The following is a 21,278-nucleotide window of genomic DNA, read 5'->3' on the forward strand; positions in this document are numbered from 1 at the left end:
GGCGCAGACCACTCACAATCCATGCAGCGCGTTCGTGCGGTTCGGTCAACAAAACGGCGCTTTCCTTCGCGGGGAAGCGCCGTTTTCATTGCGCTGGGACACTGCGCCGAGTCGCCAAGACTCGATCAGAGGCCTGAGTGAAAAACGCTACCCGCAGCGCAGGGTTTTGCATGACGCTGCAGCGAGCATCACGCCTGCGGCGGCGCCCACTGCTTGAGGAAGTCGAATAGCTTCTTGCGATCGTACCCCTCGCCCTTGCGCAGCTCCGGGCCGGACTGCAGGGTCAGCGGCTTGCCGTCGTTGTCCAGCACCAGCAGCGACGGGTAGTCGTTGAGTTGGGCGAACTGCGACAGGAACGCGGCGTTCTCGTTGGCCGCATCGCGATTGACCTTGACCACCACAAAGTGCGCGTCGCGGAAGCTGCGTAGCTCGGCATCGCCACCCATCAGCTCGTCCAGCGCCTTGCACGGCTCGCAGGCCGCGTTGCCGACGTTGAGCACGATGCGCTTGCCACCGCGCTTGGCCTCGACCTTGGCGGTCTCCAGATCCGCGGCCGGATCGCGTGAGGGGTCGTATTGCGCGTTGAGCGCAGCGGCGGCGGCGATATCTGCAGCGGTGGGCGTATTGCCCGAAGACACCGGCTGGCTGGGATCGGCGCTGGGCGGCTTCTGCATCGAGGTGTCCAGCGGCCGTGGCGCCTCCTGCTGCTCGCTGGGCTTCCCACAGGCACTCAGCAAGCTTGTGAGCAACATGCCCGCCAGCAGCGGGCCACAGACAGTGGATTTCATCGGCATTGCGGTTCTCCTCACTTCACACCATGCATCAGTTTGTTGATCAACGGCGCGATCAGGAACAACACCGCGCCGGCGCCCAGCAGCGCCCAAAACCCGAAGGTATACCCGCTCAGGGCCGAGGACACGCTCATCCCTTCGCTTCCGCTGACATGCCCGGCAAAAATGCCCGACAGGTTGTTGCCGATGCCGGTAGACAAAAACCAGCCACCCATGCCGAAACCGACCAGGCGCACCGGCGCCAGCTTGGTCACCATCGACAGGCCGATCGGCGACAGGCACAACTCGCCCACCGACTGGATCACATACACCATGAACAAGGTCCAGAACGGCACCTTGCCAGCATCGTTGACCAGGCTCGACAGCGCAAACATCAGCAGCAGGAACGCCAGGCCGTTGAACAGCAGGCCCAGGCCGAACTTGCGCGGAATCGAGGGATTGAAGCGGCCGGACTTGACCCAGATCCAGGCAATGATCGGCGCCAGCGTGATGATGGCAATCGAGTTCACCGACTGGAACCAGGCGGTCGGGAAGGTCCAGTCGCCAAAGCCGCGGTCGACGATGTTGTCGGCCAGGAAGGTGAACGAGCTGCCGGCCTGTTCGAAGAACATCCAGAACAACACGTTGAAGGCGAAGATGATCAGCATCGCGATCACCTTGTCGCGCTGCACCTTGCCTTCGCGAATGCCTTCCACCAACAGCATCACCGACAGGCCGACGAACAACACGGTCAGCACGATCTGCAACACGTCCGCGCCGACCGCGAGCAGGAAGTACACCACCGGAACTGCAAGCACGCAGCCGACCAACACCATCAACACGCGGCCGATGCCCTGCGCGTTCGGCGCCGGTGCGCCGATGCCCTTGAGCTGTGCGCGGCCGATCCAGAACCACACCAGGCTGATCAGCATGCCCACGCCGGAGGCCATGAACACCATCTTGTAGGACGGCATGGCCTGGGTGCCGAACACCTTTTCGGCCAGCAACTGGGTCAGCACCGGCGAGATCATCGCACCGAGGTTGATGCCCATGTAGAAGATGGTGAAACCGCTGTCGCGGCGAGGGTCGGCCACCGAATACAGCTTGCCGACCATGGTGGAGATGTTCGGTTTGAACAGCCCGTTGCCCACCACCACGGTGGCCAGGCCGATCTCGAACATGGTGTGGTCGGGAATGGCGATCAGGAACAGGCCGGTGGCCATCACCGCCGCACCGACCAGGATCGAGCGTTGGTAGCCGAGCACGCGGTCGGCCACGTAGCCGCCGAAGATCGCCGCCGCGTACACCAGCGCGAGATAGGCCCCGTAGGTGCGTCCTGCTGGCGCCTGGCCGGTGGCATCGCCACCGAAGAACTGCGCCACGATGTACAGCACCAGCGCCCAACGAATGCCGTAGAACGCAAAGCGTTCCCAGAATTCGGTCATGAACAGCATCCACAGCGGCCGGGGGTGGCCGAGCAGTGTCGGGAACTCGGGAGGCGCAGGCGGCTGCGGCGGAGTGGTAGCGGAAGTCGGCGCAGTAGCGTCAACGCTCATGAGGTGTCCCTTGCGTATTCAGTGATGGCTGGGTGCACCAGGGCGAGCCCTGGGCGACGCGCGAGGATCACTTAGACGTCATGTTCACGTCAAATTCGCCGGACTCGGGAGCGCGATGCCAGCGGGTTGGAGTGGGGGGGCTTGGTGGTGGAGATGGCACAGGATGACGCTCGTACCCGCACCGCATCCCCTCGCCTTGCGTGCGACCGGACTCTGCTCCAGCGGACCAACTTCCGCTCTGCCAGCTTCCGCTTGTTCTCCTCAACCCTTCGCAGCCTCACCACCACTCGGCGCGCGGTTTTCCACGCCCACCGACGTGCGCACGTCGAACAGCTCCGGGAAAAACGTCAGCGCCAGCGCCTGCTGCAAAAACCCCACACCGCTCGACCCACCGGTGCCGCGCTTGAAGCCGATCACCCGCATCACCGTGCGCATGTGGCGGAAGCGCCAGAGCTGGAACTGGGTTTCCACATCCACCAGGTCCTCGCACAGCGAATACTCGCGCCAGTAGCGGTCGGTGTTTTCGTAGATGCGCTCAAATACTGGACGCAATGCATCGTCGGCCACATGCGCGGCGGTCCAGTCGCGCGCCTGGTACTGCTGCGGAATCGCGTGCCCGAAACGCGCCAGATAGCGCAGGAATTCCTCGTAGAGGCTGGGCGCTTCCAGTACCTCGCGCAGCCGCGCCTGGCCCTGCGGGTCGTAAGCGAACACCTGCAGCATCTGCGGGTTCTTGTTGCCGAGCAGGAACTCGATATAGCGGTACTGCAGCGACTGGAAGCCGGACGAGGGGCCCAGCACATCGCGAAACCCCATGTACTCGCTCGGGGTGAGCGTTTCCAGCACCGACCATTGCTCGGTGAGCTGGCGTAGCACCTGTTTGCTGCGCGCCAGCACCTTGCGGCACTGCCAGACCCGATCGTTTTGCAGATGCACCATCGCTGCGCGCAGCTCGTGCGCCAACAGCTTCAGCCACAGCTCGGAGGTCTGGTGCTGAATGATGAACAGCATCTCGTCGTGGTGCGCCGGCTCGGACAAGGGCTGCTGCGCGGAGAGCAACTGGTCCAGCCGCAGATAACCGCCATAGGTCAGCCGCCCCTCCAGATCGGTGTGGATGCCGGGTTCCAGGTCACGCAGGTTCTTGTCGACGGGCATGGCGTAGCGCTGACGATGAGGTCGGCCAGGGTAGCGCGCTGGCGACGGGTTGGCAGCCGCAGCGGGAATCGGGATTGGGGAATCGAGAGTCGGGATTGGATGGGTCCGCCGGCCGCGCAGTCGCAGCCACTGCGCCGGTGTAACCATATGGTCAACCTAAGCCTGCAAATTCATGCAGAATCGAACGGCGCTGCCGGCCAGGGACGTGGCCGGACCAGGGGAGCGTTTCACGTCTCAAGGACCAGGGGACTCTCATCTCATGCATGTGTTGCAGCGTCGTGCAGCCTTACTTCTCTGTGCGCTGGCGGTTGCCGGCCACGCCAATGCCCAGGTCGTCATCAGCCAGGTCTACGGCGGTGGCGGCAACAGCGGCGCCACCTTCCGCAGCGATTTCATCGAGCTGCACAACACCGGCAGCAGCACGGTCAGCCTGGACGGCTGGTCGGTGCAATACGCCTCGGCCGCCGGCAGCAGCTGGCAGGTCACGCCATTGGCGGGCAACGTGCCGGCCGGTGGCTATTACCTGGTCAAGCAGGCCGATGGCAGCGGCGGCAGCGTTGCGTTGCCCACGCCCGATGCCACCGGCACCACCGCCATGAGCGGCACCGCCGGCAAGGTGGCACTGAGCAGCACGGCTGCCGCGTTGAGCGGCGCCTGCCCCACCGGCAATGCCGACCTGGTCGGCTACGGCAGCAATGCCAGCTGCGCCGAAGGCAATGCGCCCACACCGGCCCCCAGCAATACGCTGGCGGTGCTGCGCGGCAGCGAAGGCTGCACCGATACCGACAACAACGCGGCCGATTTCGCCACCGGCGCGCCGTCTCCGCGCAACGCCGCCAGCCCCGCACGCCTGTGCAGCGGCGGCGGCCAGCCGATCGCCACGCTGGCCGATGTCAGCCAGGCCGAAGGCAATAGCGGCAGCCGCAGTTTCGTGTTCACGCTGAGCCTGAGCCAGCCGGCCGGCACGGGCGGGGTGCGCTTCACCGCTGCCACCACCAATGGGACCGCAGTGGCTGGCAGCGACTATATCGCCCTGCCGGCCACGAGCATTCAAATCGCCGCTGGCGAACGCAGCGCCACCATCGCCGTAGAGGTGCTGGGCGACGCCACGCCAGAACCCGACGAGACCTTTGCGCTGCAGATCAGCGGCCTCACCGGCGCATTGCCGGCCACGCTGAGCGCCACCGGCACCATCCTCAACGACGACTTCAGCCTGCTGCCGATCCACGCCATCCAGGGCAAGGGTGCGCGTTCGCCGCTGGAAGGCCAGGTGGTCGCCACCTCGGGCATCGTGACTGCTCGCCGCAGCGCCGGCTTCTTCCTGCAGGCAGCGGATGCCGAAACCGATGGCGACCCGGCCACGTCCGAAGGCGTCTACGTCTACACCGGCAGCGCCCCACCGGACACGGCAGCCATCGGCAACCGCGTACGCGTGCAAGGCACGGTGATCGAATACGTGCCCACCGCCGACCCGACCCAGCCGCCCTTGACCGAGATCGGTGGCAGCTTGACCGTGTTGCTGGATTCCACCGGCAACCCGTTGCCGATGCCGGTGGCGTTGAGCGCGACCTTCCCCAACCCGAACGGCGCTTACGACCAGCTCGAAGCGCTCGAGGGCATGCGCGTCACCGCCGCCAGCCTCACCGTCAATGCCCCCACCGGCGGCAGCGTCAACGAGACCAACGCCACTGCCACCAGCAATGGCGTCTTCCATGCCGTGGTCACCGGTGTGCCGCGTGCCTTTCGCGAGCCCGGCGTGCAACTGCCCGACCCGCTGCCGGCCGGCTCGCCTGCCGGGGTGCCGCGCTGGAACACCAACCCGGAAGTGATCGCGGTCGGCAGTGCCGGCGTGGGTGCCGAGCGGCTGGATCTGGCGTCCGGCTGCGTCGTGCTGGATGTCACCGGCCCGCTGGACTACAGCTTCCGTCGCTACACGCTGTACCCGGAACGCACCCCGCAGGTGAACTGCAACGGTGCCGACCAACCGCGCCCGGCACCGCTGCCGCGGGCCGACGACGTGGCCGTGGCGACCTACAACATGGAGCGCTTCTTCGACGACCAGAACGACCCGGCGATCGGCGAACCGGTGCTCACCCCGGCCGCGTTCCAGGCCCGCCTCAACAAGGCCTCGCTGGCGATCCGCAATTACCTGCACACGCCCGACATCGTGGGCACGGTGGAAGTGGAAAACCTCAGCGTGCTGCAGACCCTGGCTGCACGCATCAACACCGATGCGGTGGCAGCCGGCCAGCCGGATCCGCAATACGTGGCCTATCTGCAGGAAGGCAATGACGTCGGCGGTATCGATGTCGGCTTCCTGGTCAAGACCGGCGCGGTGTCGGCCGGCGTGCCGCGCGTGGAAGTGGTTTCCATTGCCCAGGAAGGCAAGACCACCACCTGGACCGAGCCGAGTGGCGGTGTGAGCCTGCTCAACGATCGCCCGCCGCTGGTGCTCACCGCCAAGGTGCACCAGACCGATGGCCGCGTGCTGCCGCTGACCGCCATCGTGGTGCATCAACGCTCGCTCAACGGCGCCGAGACCGACGATGCCGCCGGCACCCGCATCCGCGCCAAGCGCCAGGCCCAAGCCGAGTATCTGGCGCGTCTGCTGCAGACGCGTCAGCAGCTCGACCCGGCCGAACAGGTGCTGGTGATGGGCGACTTCAACGCCTTCGAGTTCAACGACGGCTATGTGGATGCGATGGGCACCGTCACCGGCCGACCGGCGCCGGATGCGCAGACCGTGGTGAACGGCGATGGGGTGGATCTGGTCAACCCGGACTACACCGATCTGACCTGGTTCAACACGCCCGACCAGAGCTACTCGTACGCCTTCGACGGCAACGTGCAGTCGCTGGATCACATTATCGCCAACGAAGCGCTGATGCGTGCACCCAACATCGCCTCGCTGTCGGTGGGCCACGCGCGCATCAATGCGGACTTCCCCGGCACCGCGCGCAACGATGCCAACACGCCTACGCGTCTTTCAGATCACGATCCCACCATCGTGCTGTTGCGCATGACGCCAGCGTTGCGCGCCGACCTGAGCGTGATGGTGAACGCCGCACGCGCGCAAGTCACCGAAGGCGAGCGCATCGACTTCAGCGTGGATGTGGAGAACCGTGGGCCCGACAGCGCAGCGTTTGCAGCGGTGGCACTGGCCTTCGATGCCGCGGTAAGCCCACGCGTCACCGCCGCACCGGGTTGGAGCTGCCAACCGCCGGAAACCGGCACCCAGACGGTGGTCACCTGCACCATCGCCTCGCTGGCATCCGGCAATGCACAGCGCTTCGCGGTGCAGGTTGAAGCTGGCGCGGAACTGGCGGGACGCACGCTGACCCTGGCCGCTTCGGTCGCCTCGCAGACGCCCGACCCGCAGCCGGACAACAACACCGACACCGCAACAGTGGCAGTGCAGCCACGCCTGCGCAGCGATCTGGCAGTGCGTCTGGAAGGCCCCGCCACGCTGCCAACCACCGCCTTCAACGCCACTTACCGGGTAGTGCTGGACAACCGCGGCAACGCACCGGCCACCGGCGTCAACGTGCGCATCGAGGGCAATACGGTGTCGGCGTTGTCGCTGCTGGTGCCGCCCAGCGGCTGGCGGTGTGCCAAGCAACTGCAGTCGTTGCGCAGCGCGATCTTCGTCTGCAGCACCGCCGCGGCACTGCAGCCGGGCGCGCAGGCCGCGTTCCAGCTGACCGTGGCGGCCAAGCCGATCCCGGCTGAAGGCGCGGTACGGGTGCAGGCAAGTGCAAGTTCGATCTCGCCCGATGCCAACCCGGCCGACAATGCTGCGCTGATTGTCACGCCGATCGGTGGAGGCGCCGGGCGCCGCTGATCGCAGTGCAACACGTCGCAGTTTGAACTGCGACAAAGGGCGCGGCCTGGTCCGCGCCCTTTTTTTTGTGCAAGCCAGCATCATGGTGTGCTGCGGTGCAGGACAGCTTTTTGCTGCGTGGTCCTTAACATCGCAACTCATATCATTTGAAACTTCTTGGTGAAGGTGTCGCCGCAATGAGCGTAGCCGCGCAGTTCGAGATCGACTATCTGCAATACATGGACGCGGATGGCCACTGGGTCCGCGACGACCTGCCGGCCGATGCCGCCAATCCGCAACAGTTGCTCGCGCTGTTCAAGCGCATGTTGTTCGTGCGTACCTTCGACAGCAAATCGGTCGCCTTGCAGCGCACCGGCAAGCTGGGCACCTACGCCGCCTCGCTGGGGCACGAAGCCACGCATGTGGGCATCGGTGCGTCGATGCGCCGCGGCGATGTGTTCGCGCCCAGCTACCGCGAGTACGGCACCATGTTCGAACGCGGCGTACGCCCGCGCGACGTGCTGCTTTACTGGGGCGGCGACGAGCGCGGCAGCGATTATCCGCGCGATGCCGATGCGGCGATCGACTTCCCGATCTGCGTGCCGATTTCCACCCAGTGCCTGCATGCGGCCGGCTCCGCGTTGTCGTTCAAGCTGCAGGGAAAGCAACAGGTCGCTGTTGCCTGCTGCGGGGATGGCGGCAGTTCCAAAACCGACTTCTACGCAGCGCTCAATTCAGCCGGCGCCTACAAACTGCCGCTGATCCTGTGCGTGATCAACAACGGCTGGGCGATCTCTGTGCCGCGCTCGGCGCAGACCGGTGCCCAGACGCTGGCGCAAAAGGGCCTGGCCGGCGGCCTGCATTGCCTGCAGGTGGATGGCAACGATCTGGTTGCCGTGCTCGAAGCGATGCGTCAGGCACGCGTGCGTGCACTGGCCGGCGACGGCGGCACGGTGATCGAATTCCTGACCTATCGCCTGTCCGATCACACCACCGCCGACGATGCCCGGCGTTATCGCGGCGAAGAAGAGGTCAAGCAGGGCTGGGCACGCGAACCGCTGCTGCGCCTGCGCCGCTATCTCACCGCGCAAGGCCTGTGGGATGAAGCGCAGGAGGCCGCCTGGAAAACCGAGTGCGGCGCGCGCGTGGACGAAGAGGTCAACGCCTATCTCAACACCCCGTTGCAGCCGGTCGAAGCGATGTTCGATTATCTCTACGGCGACCCGCCGGCCGAGTTGCTCGCCCAACGTGCCGAAGTGATGGCGCTGGAGGCCCGTCATGGATGAGCACACCCATTCGCACATCGCCGCCACCCAGCAGGCCAGTGCGCCTTACAACGCCGCAGCCACGCGCGGAGAGACTGCCATGAGTTCGCCCATCACCCTGATCGAAGCCATCACCCAGGCACTGGCCTGGGAGCTGGAACACGACCCTGCGGTGCTGGTGCTGGGCGAGGATGTCGGCGTCAACGGCGGCGTATTCCGCGCCACCGCCGGCCTGCAGCAGCGCTTCGGCAGCGAGCGGGTGCTGGACACGCCGCTGGATGAAACCACCATCGCCGGGCTGAGCGTTGGCCTGGCCGCGCAAGGCATGAAGCCGGTGGCCGAAGCACAGTTCGATGGCTTCGTGTATCCCATGGTCGATCACCTGATCTGCCACGCCGCACGCCTGCGCAACCGCACCCGCGGGCGCCTGCATTGCCCGATGGTGCTGCGCGTGCCGTGGGGTGGCGGCATCCGCGCGCCGGAACACCACAGCGAAGCCAACGAAGCCATCTTCACCAACGTGCCCGGTTTGCGCGTGGTGTTGCCGTCCTCGCCGCAGCGCGCCTACGGCCTGTTGCTGGCCGCGATCCGCGACCCGGATCCGGTGATCTACATGGAGCCCAAGCGCATCTATCGCCAGTACAAGGAAGTGGTCGCCAACGACGGCGAAGCGCTGCCGCTGGACGTGTGCTTCGTGCTGCGCGACGGCACCGACGTCACCCTGGTCACCTGGGGCGCGCAGGTCAAGGAAGCGCTGGAAGCGGCCGACAAACTCGCCGGCGAAGGCATCAGCGCCGAAGTCATCGACGTCGCCACGCTGCGCCCGCTGGACTTCGACACCATTGCCGAATCGGTCGCGAAAACCGGCCGCTGCGTGATCGTGCAAGAGGCACCGCGCACTGCCGGCTTCGGTGCGGAGATCGCTGCGCAGCTGGCCGAAAAATCGATGTACGACCTGCTCGCGCCGGTCGAACGCGTCACCGGTTACGACACGCATATTCCGCTGTTCCGGCTGGAGATGAAGTATCTGCCGAGCGTGGAGCGCATTGTCAGCGCCGCCCGTCGCGCGGTGGCCGCCGGCTGACATGCGCGCCCGTCTGCTCTGCGACCACCACGCCAGAGTCGCCAACCCGATCCGCTTCCACGCCGGCCAGCAGGTGGCGATCGGCGTGCGCGATGAAGAATGGCCGGCCTTTGCCTGGGTCAACACCGGGCAAGGCCATGCCGGCTGGGCGCCGGTGGCCTGGCTGCGCCCCGTGGGCGACGGCCAGGCCGAAGCCCTGCGCGATTACGACGCACGCGAACTCGTTGCCATGCAGGGCGAGGACGTGTTGCTGCATCACGAACATGGCGGTTGGTGGTGGTCCGAGCGTGCCGATGGCACGCAGGGCTGGCTGCCGGCCGCCGACCTCGAACTCCTCGACGACACCACGCCGCCGCTGCCTGCGGCGCAAGAGAATCTGCCATGAGCCAAGCCAAGAATTTCCACCTGCCCGATCTGGGCGAAGGCCTGCCCGACGCCACCATCGTGGAATGGTTCGTCAAGGAAGGCGACAGCGTGCGCCTGGACGACCCGCTGGTCTCGATGGAGACCGCCAAGGCGGTGGTCGAGGTGCCCTCGCCGTTCTCCGGCACCGTGACCAAGCTCGCCGGTGCGGCCGGCGACATCATCGTCACCGGCGCGGTGCTGGCGCAGTTCGCGCTGGATGCCTCGCAGCCGCAGCGCGCCGATGGCCAGGACACCGGTCACTCGCACGGCCCTGCGCCGACGCACACGCCCAGCACCGGCGACAGCGCCGCCGGCAACACGGCGCGCGTGGTCGCTTCCGATAACGGCGGCGAGATCGCCGATGCCGACTCCACCAGCAACGGCGAGAGCGACCGCGATGACGCCGGCACCGTGGTCGGCGCGATGCAAAGTTCCAACGCCGTGCAGAGCGAGCAGGCCATTGCAGTCGGCGGCGTGCGTGCCATGCCGGCCGTGCGTGCACTCGCCCGCAAGCTGCGCGTGGATCTGGCGCAGGTACGCGCCACCGGTCCGGATGGCACGGTGACCATGGCCGATGTGAAGCAGGCCGCCGCTGCCGGCAGTGCGCCGGTGTCTGCGACGCGTGCGAGTGCGTCGGTGACATCGATCAACAGCAACACCGCGAATGCGGTCTCGCACCATGCCGCTGGAAACACGCAGACCGCAAACACTGCAGCAAGCGATGCGCAACAACGTTCAGCGCTGTCTGCCAGCGGCAAACCCATGCGCACGCAATCACCCAGCGTGGTCGCCAAAGGCCAGCCGGAGCAGCTCAAGGGCGTGCGCCGCAACATGGCGCGCGTGATGGCCGATGCGCACAGCAAGGTGGTGCCGACCACGCTCAACGACGATGCCGACATCCACGCCTGGCAACCGGGCAACGACGTCACCGTGCGGCTGGTGCGCGGCATCGTGCGTGCGTGCCAGGCCGTGCCCGCACTCAATGCATGGTTCGACGGCGAGGCACTCAGCCGCACCCTGCACACCCAGGTGGATATCGGCATTGCTGTGGACACCGAAGAAGGCCTGTTCGTGCCGGCGCTGCGCAATGCCGACATGCTGGACGCGCATGGCATCCGCGAGAGCGTCAACCGGCTGCGCCAGCAAGTGGAAAGCCGCAGCATCGCCGCCTCCGAGCTCAGCGGCTACACCATCTCGCTGTCCAACTTCGGCATGTTCGCCGGCCGCTATGCCACCCCGGTGGTGGTGCCGCCGTGCGTAGCCATCGTCGCGGCCGGCCGTGCACGTTACCAGCTCACTCCGGTCATGGGCGGGGTGGAAACCCACAAGGTGATGCCGCTGTCGCTGACCTTCGACCACCGCGCCGCCACCGGCGGCGAAGCCGCACGTTTCCTGCGTGCACTGCTGGACGATCTGGCGTTGGCCAACTGATGGCCCGCACAGTGACGCCTTAAAGCGTCACTGTGCTGTCGCACGACGAGGGGCTATCGCCACAGCGCGTTACAGCGCTATCTCAGCGTACATCCCATGCACATATGCCGCGTGCAAGCGATGGCGTCTGTTGCAGTACGCCGCATCCCGCAGCAGGCATTCGCGGAGTGTGCATCGATTTTTCGCAGTCACGCTATGTCGGAGGTTGCTGGCAAGGCACTACAGCACCGGATGGCAAGCTTCTCTACGCTCAGGCCGTTCGTTGCAGCCCGAGCCTTTCGTTTTCTGGCTGCAATCAAGGCATGTGGGGCGAAAGACTGCGGTAGCATCAGCGCCCCGCCGGCACCGCCCGTGTACACCTGGAGGCTTGATGGACGCATCCCACCCAGACGCCGACTGGCGCCCAGCCGACTGCCCGCCGCTGGCATGGCCGGTCCTTGTCGATGACGATGCACGCCTGCAGTGGTACCGACAGGTCTGCACCGCGTATACCGCACTTCTCGGCGATGACGCTGCGCAAGCCGCCAGCCTGCAGGCCGTGCTCGCGTGTCAGGCGCGCCTTGGCTGCGCGCTGCCACCGCTGCTTGCGCGCTATCACTGCGAGGTCGGCAGCCTGGCTCTGGCCGAGACGTTGTGCGCGCTGGGCGACACTGCACCCAGCATCGAGCCGCTGCAGCAGGCCTATCCGAGCATCGACGAGATCGAGGCGAGCGCTGAAGAGCATGCGTTGATCCCGTCGCTGATCGTGTTCGGCGATTACCTGGGCAATGGCAATCTGTGGTGCTTCCATCGCGACAGCGGTGCGGTGTATTACTTCGACCACGACGATGGCGCGATGCTCACGCGCCTGTTCGATTCGGTCGCCGGCTATCTGGATGCGCTGATGCTGCTGTGCCTGGGCGAAATCCACGACGATGATGCGGCAGCCCAGGCGCTGCTGGAAGCAAGACTGGGAACACAGACGGTGCGCAAATGGCGCTACTGACGACGCCGCGAAAAACCGGCGCAGCCGCCTCTTCGGCACGTCGCACGCATCGGGCCGATCGCACACAATGATGCACGTGCCCGGAGATTCCACGATGTCGTTCGACCACCTCGACCTGTCGCCACAGCTGCTGCCTGCGTTCACTGCAGCACTGACCCGCGCCGGTCACCACACGCCCACGCCGATCCAGCAGCAGGCGATTGCGCCGATGCTGCAGGGACGCGATCTGATCGCGATGGCGCAGACCGGCTCGGGCAAGACGCTGGCCTACGCACTGCCGTTGCTGCAGCAACGCTGTCTCGCCCCGGATAGCGCCCCGCGCGTGCTAGGCGCGCTGGTGCTGGTGCCCACGCGCGAGCTCGCCGCGCAGGTCGACGACACGCTGCGTCAGCTGGCGGCGCATCTGCCGCGCCGGCTCAGGATCGTTGCGGCTACCGGCGGCAGTTCGCTCAATCCACAGCTGCTCGCACTGCGCGGAGGTGCCGACATCGTGGTGGCCACGCCCGGCCGGCTGCTGGATCTGGTCGATCACAACGCGCTGCGCCTGAGCGAGGTCGCCACGCTGGTACTGGACGAAGCCGACCGCCTGCTCGAGCTGGGCTTTGGCGCCGAGCTCGATCGCATCCTGGCGCTATTGCCGGCGCAGCGCCAAAGCGTGCTGTTTTCGGCAACCTTTCCGCCCGGCATCGCCTCGCTGGCCAAGCGTCGCCTGCGCGACCCGCTGCGCATCACCATTGCCGCCACGCCGCAGGCTGCGCCTGCGATCGAGCAACGCGCGATTGCGGTCGATACCGGCCAACGCACGCAGCTGCTGCGCCATCTGCTGCAGGAACATGGCTGGTCGCATGTGCTGGTGTTCGTTGCCAGCCGGCACACAGCTGAAAAAGTCGCCGAAAAATTGACCAAGACCGGCATCAACGCGCAGCCGCTGCACGGCGAGTTGAGCCAGGGCCGTCGCGAGCGCACTTTGCAGGCATTCAAACAGCGCGAGGTGCAGGTACTGGTGGCCACCGATCTGGCCGGGCGTGGCATCGATATCGACGCGCTGCCAGCCGTGGTCAATTACGACCTGCCGCGTTCGACTGTGGACTATACCCATCGCATCGGCCGCACGGCGCGCGCAGGCGCCAGCGGGGTGGCGATCAGCTTCGTCACTGCGGAGAGCCAGCCGCAATGGCGCCTGATCGAAAAACGCCAGGGGCTGCGTGTGCCGACCAGCGTGGTTGCCGGCTTTGAACCGACCCTGGCGACAGATGCGCCTGCGACGGAAACGCCGAACACCGACACGCGCGCACCGGACGATAACGGCGGCATCAAGGGCAAACGGCCAAGCAAAAAGGACAAGCTGCGCGCAGCGGCAGCACACGCAGGCAAACCGGACTGAGAGCGGGGAGTTACGTGTAACGCGCCGTCGTCACGCGGACAAGGCGCGGGAACCGCGCTTAGACACGCAGCACATGCGCAGGCCGGACAGCGTCCAGCACGCGTCAATGCCGGTCTTGCGCACTCCTTGGCGCATTGCGGCTTCGCAATGAGCCGACAGCTGCTGCCGAACACGTGCCTCGTGCAGACCAGGCACGCCATCTGTCTTTAGATCTGCTGAGGCAACACGCGGTGACGCCCAGCATGTTGCTAATGACGCCCAAGCAAAACATTGCCAACGCAGCAGCAATCCACTGCTACGTCTATGCGGCGAAGACTCAATCCTGCTCGAAATCCAGCTCGCCGCCCATCGCGCTATCGCCATCGGCGCGCGGAGTGCGCTTGCCCGGCTTGCGCAGGATTTCCACGAAGAACTGTTCGCCACCTTCGCTGGTGAGCGCATTGATCGAGCGGATCAACTCGGCCGGCGGCAGCGACGCAGCGCTGGCCTCGTCCACCCCGAAGCGCATGTCGAAGTCCCAATAATCCGCACCTTCCGGCAAGTCCTTGCGGCGCTCGCGGCGGATGTACTTGCGGATATCGTGCTTGCTGGACTCCAGCAGACGATCGCGGTTCTTGCCTTCGAGGTTGAGCTGGTAGGTCTTGCGCATGGCGACATCGTTCCGGAACTGGCCGCCTATTGTGAGGCCACGCGACCAATCTGGGTAAATCGCCGGCCATTGGCGTGGGACCGAACAGGCACCTGCGTGAGCCTGCGCTCGATTACGTGGCCGCATTCGTGCCGGGGAGCACACCGATGCCAGGCAGCGCCACGTGCAAGCCTCTGCCACCTCGACCCGGCATGGCGCACACGTGCATCATCCACAGCACCTCACCCCACCGTTGCCGCTGCTGGCGCCACCGCTTGCGTGCCCGCGCCGAACGCCTGCTCGGCCGCAATCACTTCATCGGCGTGGTCCTGGCACCAGTGCAGCAGCGCCATCAACGGCGCTTCCAGCGTGTCGCCCAACGGCGTGCGCCGGTATTGCACGGCCACCGGAGACGAGGAAATCACTTCCCTGCTGATCAATCCGATCCGCTCCAGCCGCCGCAGCGCTTCGGTCAGCGATTTGTGCGTCACCCCGTCCAGTTGCCGCTTGATCTGATTGAAGCGTGTCGGCCCGTTGCACAGCACCGTCATGATCATGATCGACCACTTGTTGGCGATCGGCTCCAGCACGGTGCGGATATCGGAGATGCGATAGAGGTCGCAGGGCGCAGCGGTTTCCTCGGCCATATCTAGTTACCTCAAAGTGCGTAATTGAAACTAAGTATAGAATATATATCATCTCGCCGGTACTGAAGACCGAGTGGGCGTGGCATCGCCGCGTCCACTCCCGCATCGACAACCAACGAGAGAATGTCCATGTCAACGAATGAGCTCCACGGCAAAGTGGCCCTGATTACCGGCGCCTCCAGCGGCATCGGTAGCGCAACGGCAAAGAAACTCGCAGCGGCAGGAATGAAGGTGGGCATTGCCGCACGTCGCATCGACCGGCTGCAGGCATTGAAATCGGACATCGAACAGGCCGGCGGCCAGGCCGTCGTGCTGCAAATGGATGTCGCCAGCAAGGACTCGGTCGCTGCCGGCGTCGCAGACCTGATCGCCGCTTATGGCGCAATCGATGTGCTGGTCAACAACGCCGGCATCATGCCGCTGTCCAGCATCGATGACTTCCATACCGACGAATGGGAACAGATGATCGATGTCAACGTGAAAGGCGTGCTCAACGTGGCCGCCGCAGTGCTGCCGCAGATGATCAAGCAGCATTCCGGCCACGTCTTCAATACTTCATCGATCGCCGGACGCAAGGTCTTCGGCCAGGGATTTGCGGTGTACTCGGCAAGCAAGTTTGCCGTGACCGCGTTCACCGAAGGCCTGCGCATGGAAGTCGGCAAGAAGCACAACATCCGCGTCACCAGCATTCAACCGGGCATCGTCGCAACCGAGCTTCCGGCACAGACCACCAGCGCGGAATATCAGGCAATGATGGCCGGTTATGCCGGCACGGTTCGCATGCTGGATCCGATGGATATTGCCGACACCATCCTGTTCGCAGCGCAGGCACCGGCGAACGTCAACATTGCCGAAGTGTATGTGGTGCCGACCGACCAGGTGTAACGGGCGCTCGACCACTCCCTGCAGCCGGACCCCAGGTGCATGGGGCACACGACGCGTTGGAGCCGCAAACAAAACCACTGTGCGCACCGCCACGCGGGCGCAGTCGGTGCTCGGAATCGGCATGCAGCATGAGCATTGACCAGTCGCCGCACGTGGATGCGGTGGTGGCCACGTCCTGCGGTTCCGGCGCGTTGTCGATGTAGCCGGTGACCGCACGGCTGGCCACCCCACGTTCGCGGTCGTACTCGGCAAACACGACACGCCTCGGCGGCGGCATCACTGCCGCCGCCGAGGCGCCTTACGCGTGCTGTGCCACCGCCGGCGTGCTGCTGCCGGAATCGGGGCGGATCTTGAACCAGATCGAATACATCGCCGGCAGGAACACCAGCGTCAGGATGGTGCCGGCCAGGGTGCCGCCGATCAGCGTGTACGCCAGCGTGCCCCAGAACACCGAGTGCGTGAGCGGGATGAACGCCAGGATCGCCGCCAGCGCGGTCAGGATCACCGGCCGGGCGCGCTGCACGGTGGCTTCCACCAGGGCATGGAACGGGTCCAGGCCTTCGGCCTCGTTGTGGTGGATCTGCCCGATCAGGATCAGTGTGTTACGCATCAGGATGCCCGACAACGCGATCAGGCCCACCAGCGCATTGATGCCGAAGGGTTGCTGGAACAGGATCAAGGTCGGCACCACGCCGATCAGGCCCAGCGGGCTGGTCAGGAACACCATCACCATCGCCGAGATCGAGCGCACCTGCAGGATGATGATGATCAAGGTGACCGCCAGCATGATCGGGAACAACGGCAGCATTGCGGCAGTCGCCTTGCCGGATTCCTCAATGGAACCGGCCTGCTTGATCTGATAGCCGCTGGGCAGTTTGTCGATGATCGGCTGCAACTGCTTGGTGATCGCGGCCGAGACATCCGGCGGCTGCAGCTGGTCGTCGACATCGCCGCCCACCGTGATCGTCGGCACACGATCGCGGCGACGCAGGATCGGCTCTTCCATCCGCACATCCACGCTGCCCACCTGCGACAAAGGCACGCGTTGGCCATTGGCACCGGCCAGGGTGAAATCGGCGATGCGTGCCGGATCGAAGCGCGTGTCGCCGGCCGAACGCGCCACCACCTGCACGCTGCGAATATCTTCGCGCACCAGCGTGATCGGCACACCACTGAGCAGGAACTGCAGTTGCTGGGCCATCGCGGTCGAGGTCAGCCCCACCGCCTGCAGGCGGTCCTGGTCCAGGGTGAAATGCAGCGTGGGGGTGCGCGTGCCCCAGTCGGTGTTGACGGTGCGCAGCATCGGGCTGTCCTGCAGGACCTGCTTGACCTGCGCGGCGATACTGCGCAACACCTGCGGGTCGGCACCACTGACACGGTACGCCACCGGAAATTGCGAGTACGGGCCGAAGGTCAGTTGCGTCACACGCACGCGCGCCTCCGGTGCCAGGCCTTCGGAGACGGCCTTGCGCATGCGCAGCTTCAATGCATCGCGTTCGTGCGGGTTGTCGGTGCGCACCACGATCTTGGCAAATGACGGATCCGGCAACTCCGGGCCCATCGCCAGGAAGAAGCGCGGCGCGCCCTGCCCGATATACGCGGTGACAATCTTCGCTTCGTCCTGCTTGGCAAGCCAGGCTTCCAGCTTGGCGGTGGCGGCACTGGTCTGGGTGATCGAGGTGCCGTATGGCATCTGCACTTCCACCAAGACTTCGGGACGATCGGAGATCGGGAAGAACTGCTTCTTGACGATGCCCATGCCAAGGATGGCCAGGACAAACAACCCGATCACCGAGCCGGCGACCAGCCACTTGCGTGCGATGACACGCTCCAGCGCAGTGCGAAAGCGGTTGTAGCGCGGCGTGTCGTACATCGCGGCGTGGCCGCCTTCGATCTTCTTCAGGTCGGGCAGCAGTTTGACGCCCAGGTAGGGCGTAAACACCACCGCCACCACCCACGAGACGATCAGCGCGATGCCCACGATCCAGAACATGTTGCTGGTGTATTCGCCGGCGGTGGAGGCGGCAAAGCCGTTCGGCATGAAGCCGACCGCCGTCACCAACGTACCGGACAGCATCGGCGCGGCGGTATGGCTCCACGCATAGGCCGATGCGGCGACGCGGCTGTAGCCTTCCTCCATCTTCACCACCATCATCTCGATCGCGATGATGGCGTCGTCCACCAGCAATCCCAGCGCCAGGATCAACGAGCCCAACGTGATGCGGTCGAAGTTCTTGCCGGTGGCCAGCATCACCACGAACACCGCCGCCAGCGTCAACGGCACCGCCGCCACCACCACGATACCCACGCGCCAGCCCATGCTGACGAAGCACACCAGCATCACCACCAGCAATGCGACGAAGAACTTGGTCATGAACTCGCCCACCGACGCGTCGATGTTGACCGCCTGGTCGGTGACCTTGCTCAGCGTCATGCCCAGCGGCAGCTCGGCATTGATCGCGCCCACTTCGCTGTCCAGCGACTTGCCCAACTCCAGCCCGTTCCAGCCGTCGCGCATGATGATGCCCAGCAGCAACGCCGGCTCGCCGCCGCTGCGGATCATGAAGGTGGAGGGATCTTCATAACCACGTTTGATGCTGGCGATATCGGACAGCTTCAAGGTGCGGCCCTGCACCACCAGCGGGGTGTCGCGAATCTTCTGCAGGCTGTCGAGCGCACCATCCAGGCGGATGAACACCTGCGGCCCGCGCGTTTCCACCGAACCAGCCGCATTCAAGGCGTTCTGTGCATTGAGCGCGGCAAACACCTCCTGCGGACTAACGCCCAGCATGGCCAGGCGCTCGTGCGAGAACTCCACGAAGATGCGCTCGGGCTGCTCGCCGATGATGTTGACCTTCTTGACGCCCGGCACGTGCAACATGCGCTGGCGCAGGCTTTCCGCATCGCGCGCGAGCAGGCGTTGCGGCTCGCCCTTGGCCTTGAGGGCGAACAGCGCGAAGGTGACGTCGGCATATTCGTCGTTGACCATCGGCCCGATCACGCCGGCCGGCAGGTTGCCGACTTCGTCGCCCACTTTCTTGCGCGCCTGATAGAACTGCTCCTGCACCTGGCTGGGCGGCGTGCTGTCCAGCAACGTCAACGTCGTAAACGCAAGACCGGGACGCGTATAGGTTTCGCTGCGGTCGTACCAGCGCAGTTCCTGCAGGCGCTTTTCGAGTTTTTCGGCGACCTGGTCCTGCATTTCCTGCGGCGTTGCGCCCGGCCAGGCGGTCACGATGGTCATCACCTTGACGGTAAAAGCCGGGTCCTCCGCGCGGCCAAGCTTGAGGAACGCGACCAGGCCGGCCAGCGAAATCAGAAAGATCAGAAACAGCGTGATGGAGCGCTCGCGCACCGCCAGCGCGGAGAGATTGAAGCGGCCCTCGCTCACGGCTGCGCTCCTGCCGCGGTCGCGGTCTTGGTAGCACTGGTCGCGCCATTGGCAGGCGCACTCGTGTTGGCAATCCGCACCTGCTCACCTTCGCGCAACAGGTGCGCGCCCAGCGCCACGATGCACTCGCCACGCGCCAGCTTGCCGGCAACGTTGGCATGGTCGTCGTCCAGGCCCAGCACCGTCACCGGCCGCCAGCTCACCTTGGCCGGATTGCCGGCAATTACCCACACCCCCGTCCCCTTGCCCGCATCGAACAGCGCGGCCAGCGGTACCTGCAGGCCGGTCTGCGTGCTGGCCGTGGCATCCGAGGCAGCGCTGGCGGGAACCCGGATGCTGACGGTGGTCCCCAGCGGCGCGTCTGCCAGCGCGCCGTCGAGCACATAACGCGCTTCGAAGGTGCGGGTCAGCCGGTCGGCGCTCTCGGACAGCTGGCGCAAGGTAGCCGGCACGCTGACGGCGGCATTGCCGAACAACGTCGCCTGGGCAACGGAACCGACCTGCGGGCGCAGGGTTTCCGGCAACTGGATGATGGCCTCGCGGCGCCCGGCATGGGCCAGCCGTACTACCGGCTGCCCGGCCGCGACCACCTGGCCCGGCTCCACCAGCGTTTCCATCACCACGCCGTCGGCATCGGCCAGCAGGTCGGTATAGCGATTGGCATTGCGCGCGACATCGGCCTGGGCCTGGGCGGCGCTCAGCTGCGCCTTGGCCGCATCGGCGGCCGCCTTGATCTGGTCATAGGCCGAGGCGGAGATGGCGCCGGTGCCGCGCAAATCGCGGTAGCGCGCCTCATCGTCGGCAGTCTGCTGCGCGCGTGCCCGCGCCGCGGCAACTGCATCCTGCTGGGCGCGCGCGGCCAGCTGCAGGTCCACCGGGTCGATCCGCAAAAGCGGCTGCCCACGTTTGACGCTCTGCCCGGCATCGACCAGGCGCTCGGACACCTTCCCCGAGACCCGGAAGCCCAGATCGCTCTGCACCCGGGCCGCCACGGTGCCGGAGAAACTGCGCGCCGCGCTGCTGGCGTCGCCTACCGTGGCCACCCGGACCAGCGGGGCTGCGGTGCGTGGGTCGGGCTGCGCCTTGCCGCCGCAGGCAATCAGTGTCAGCGGCAGGACACACAGGACGGTGTAGGTAACGAGGCGGCGCCGAAGCATGGGAATCCCGAAGCGATCTGATGAAGGCTCGCATCCTGAGACTTGTGACTAAAACAGTCAATAGTCACAACCACCTCTAGGGCGACAAACTCCGCAGCACCAGACTCGACAGCAGCCCCGGAACATCGTCGATGACGTCCAGGCTGTGCTGCATCAGCAGTGGATTGGTGTACGGCCGGATCAACACGTACAAGGCCTGGGTCGACTCGTCCAGCGGCGTCTTGCGCTCGAAATCGCCGCTCTGCCGCCCTTGCAGCAGGATCTCCTGCAGCAGTTTCTGGATGCGCTCTTCATAGGTCAGCACCGACTGCCAGCGCTCCGTGGCCGCCGACGCGGCGATCTCGTAAAGCTTGCGGTCCTGGAAGAACAACCGAAGGCTGGCTTCGATGATCACCTTGAACATCCTGCGCAATTTCTCCGGCGGCGACTCGGTCTCTGCCAGTGCCGCGCGGACTTCGTCCTCGATCACGCGCAGGCAATTGCTGCAGATCATCTCGCCGATCGCCTGCTTGGACGGGAAGAACTTGTAGATGTAGGCCTTGGAGAACCCGATCGCCTTGGCCAGATCGGACACGGCCGTCTTCTCGTAGCCGTAGCGGCTGAAGTGCTCGGTTGCCGCTGCCACGATCTGGTCGCGCACATCGTGATCGGCCGGACCACGGCCTGAAACGGGATAGCTGGATGCTTTGCTCATGCCGACAGCTTAGCGCTCAAA

Annotated in this window: 16 protein-coding genes; 8 read left to right on the forward strand and 8 right to left on the reverse strand. The window is 65.5% G+C overall.

What is annotated here, in order from left to right; all coding sequences use genetic code 11:
• Window positions 1–188: 188 nt before the first annotated feature.
• The 3 genes from NYR97_RS05650 to NYR97_RS05660 all read right to left on the reverse strand — a co-directional run bounded on the left by NYR97_RS05650 (window position 189) and on the right by NYR97_RS05660 (window position 3,481).
• Window positions 189–794 (reverse strand): thioredoxin family protein, encoded by a 606-nt coding sequence (locus NYR97_RS05650; RefSeq protein WP_205393489.1) that lies wholly within the window; start codon window positions 792–794, stop codon window positions 189–191.
• 11 nt (window positions 795–805) lie between these two features.
• Complete coding sequence (locus NYR97_RS05655; protein ID WP_046932012.1) at window positions 806–2,326, reverse strand: peptide MFS transporter; 1,521 nt, start codon at window positions 2,324–2,326, stop codon at window positions 806–808.
• Between the two features lie 261 nt (window positions 2,327–2,587).
• Complete coding sequence (locus tag NYR97_RS05660) at window positions 2,588–3,481, reverse strand: tryptophan 2,3-dioxygenase (protein ID WP_316697033.1); 894 nt, start codon at window positions 3,479–3,481, stop codon at window positions 2,588–2,590.
• A 259-nt stretch (window positions 3,482–3,740) separates the two neighbouring features.
• Between NYR97_RS05660 and NYR97_RS05665 the strand changes: the two genes are divergently transcribed.
• The 7 genes from NYR97_RS05665 (at window position 3,741) to NYR97_RS05695 (ending at window position 13,855) form a co-directional block, all read left to right on the forward strand.
• Window positions 3,741–7,322, forward strand: coding sequence for a lamin tail domain-containing protein (locus tag NYR97_RS05665; RefSeq protein WP_316697034.1), 3,582 nt, complete (start codon window positions 3,741–3,743; stop codon window positions 7,320–7,322).
• A gap of 176 nt (window positions 7,323–7,498) precedes the next feature.
• Complete coding sequence (pdhA, locus tag NYR97_RS05670; protein ID WP_316697035.1) at window positions 7,499–8,587, forward strand: pyruvate dehydrogenase (acetyl-transferring) E1 component subunit alpha; 1,089 nt, start codon at window positions 7,499–7,501, stop codon at window positions 8,585–8,587.
• The gene (locus tag NYR97_RS05675; RefSeq protein WP_316697036.1) at window positions 8,580–9,650 is read left to right on the forward strand and encodes an alpha-ketoacid dehydrogenase subunit beta; all 1,071 of its coding nucleotides are present in this window, start codon (window positions 8,580–8,582) and stop codon (window positions 9,648–9,650) included. The genes pdhA and NYR97_RS05675 overlap by 8 nt, the downstream gene beginning before the upstream one ends.
• 1 nt (window position 9,651) lies before the next feature.
• Window positions 9,652–10,035 carry an SH3 domain-containing protein gene (locus NYR97_RS05680; RefSeq protein WP_316697037.1) on the forward strand — a complete coding sequence of 128 codons (384 nt, stop codon included), beginning with the start codon at window positions 9,652–9,654 and terminating at the stop codon, window positions 10,033–10,035.
• Window positions 10,032–11,486 (forward strand): dihydrolipoamide acetyltransferase family protein, encoded by a 1,455-nt coding sequence (locus NYR97_RS05685; RefSeq protein ID WP_316697038.1) that lies wholly within the window; start codon window positions 10,032–10,034, stop codon window positions 11,484–11,486. Before NYR97_RS05680 ends, NYR97_RS05685 begins: the two co-directional genes overlap by 4 nt.
• Before the next feature lie 370 nt (window positions 11,487–11,856).
• On the forward strand, window positions 11,857–12,471 hold the full coding sequence (locus NYR97_RS05690; RefSeq protein ID WP_316697039.1) for an SMI1/KNR4 family protein: 615 nt from the start codon (window positions 11,857–11,859) through the stop codon (window positions 12,469–12,471).
• Between the two features lie 94 nt (window positions 12,472–12,565).
• The gene (locus tag NYR97_RS05695) at window positions 12,566–13,855 is read left to right on the forward strand and encodes a DEAD/DEAH box helicase (protein WP_316697040.1); all 1,290 of its coding nucleotides are present in this window, start codon (window positions 12,566–12,568) and stop codon (window positions 13,853–13,855) included.
• Between the two features lie 316 nt (window positions 13,856–14,171).
• On the opposite strand, the gene NYR97_RS05700 is transcribed toward NYR97_RS05695, so the two are convergent.
• Window positions 14,172–14,504 carry a DUF6172 family protein gene (locus tag NYR97_RS05700; RefSeq protein ID WP_316697041.1) on the reverse strand — a complete coding sequence of 111 codons (333 nt, stop codon included), beginning with the start codon at window positions 14,502–14,504 and terminating at the stop codon, window positions 14,172–14,174.
• A 221-nt stretch (window positions 14,505–14,725) separates the two neighbouring features.
• Window positions 14,726–15,130 carry a winged helix-turn-helix transcriptional regulator gene (locus tag NYR97_RS05705; protein ID WP_205393480.1) on the reverse strand — a complete coding sequence of 135 codons (405 nt, stop codon included), beginning with the start codon at window positions 15,128–15,130 and terminating at the stop codon, window positions 14,726–14,728.
• A gap of 129 nt (window positions 15,131–15,259) precedes the next feature.
• On the opposite strand from NYR97_RS05705, the gene NYR97_RS05710 reads away from it, so the two are divergent.
• A complete protein-coding gene (locus NYR97_RS05710) occupies window positions 15,260–16,015 on the forward strand; it encodes an SDR family oxidoreductase (RefSeq protein ID WP_316697042.1) in 756 nt (251 codons plus the stop codon).
• Between the two features lie 298 nt (window positions 16,016–16,313).
• Here NYR97_RS05710 and NYR97_RS05720 read toward each other — a convergent pair whose 3' ends face one another.
• The 3 genes from NYR97_RS05720 to NYR97_RS05730 form a co-directional block, all read right to left on the reverse strand.
• Window positions 16,314–19,406, reverse strand: coding sequence for an efflux RND transporter permease subunit (locus NYR97_RS05720; RefSeq protein WP_316697043.1), 3,093 nt, complete (start codon window positions 19,404–19,406; stop codon window positions 16,314–16,316).
• On the reverse strand, window positions 19,403–20,563 hold the full coding sequence (locus tag NYR97_RS05725; RefSeq protein WP_316697044.1) for an efflux RND transporter periplasmic adaptor subunit: 1,161 nt from the start codon (window positions 20,561–20,563) through the stop codon (window positions 19,403–19,405). Before NYR97_RS05725 ends, NYR97_RS05720 begins: the two co-directional genes overlap by 4 nt.
• A gap of 76 nt (window positions 20,564–20,639) precedes the next feature.
• Window positions 20,640–21,257, reverse strand: coding sequence for a TetR/AcrR family transcriptional regulator (locus NYR97_RS05730; protein ID WP_205393476.1), 618 nt, complete (start codon window positions 21,255–21,257; stop codon window positions 20,640–20,642).
• Window positions 21,258–21,278 lie beyond the last annotated feature (21 nt).

Origin of the sequence: Xanthomonas hydrangeae, from assembly GCF_032697525.1 — a bacterium.
GTDB classification, from domain to species: Bacteria; Pseudomonadota; Gammaproteobacteria; order Xanthomonadales; family Xanthomonadaceae; genus Xanthomonas; species Xanthomonas hydrangeae.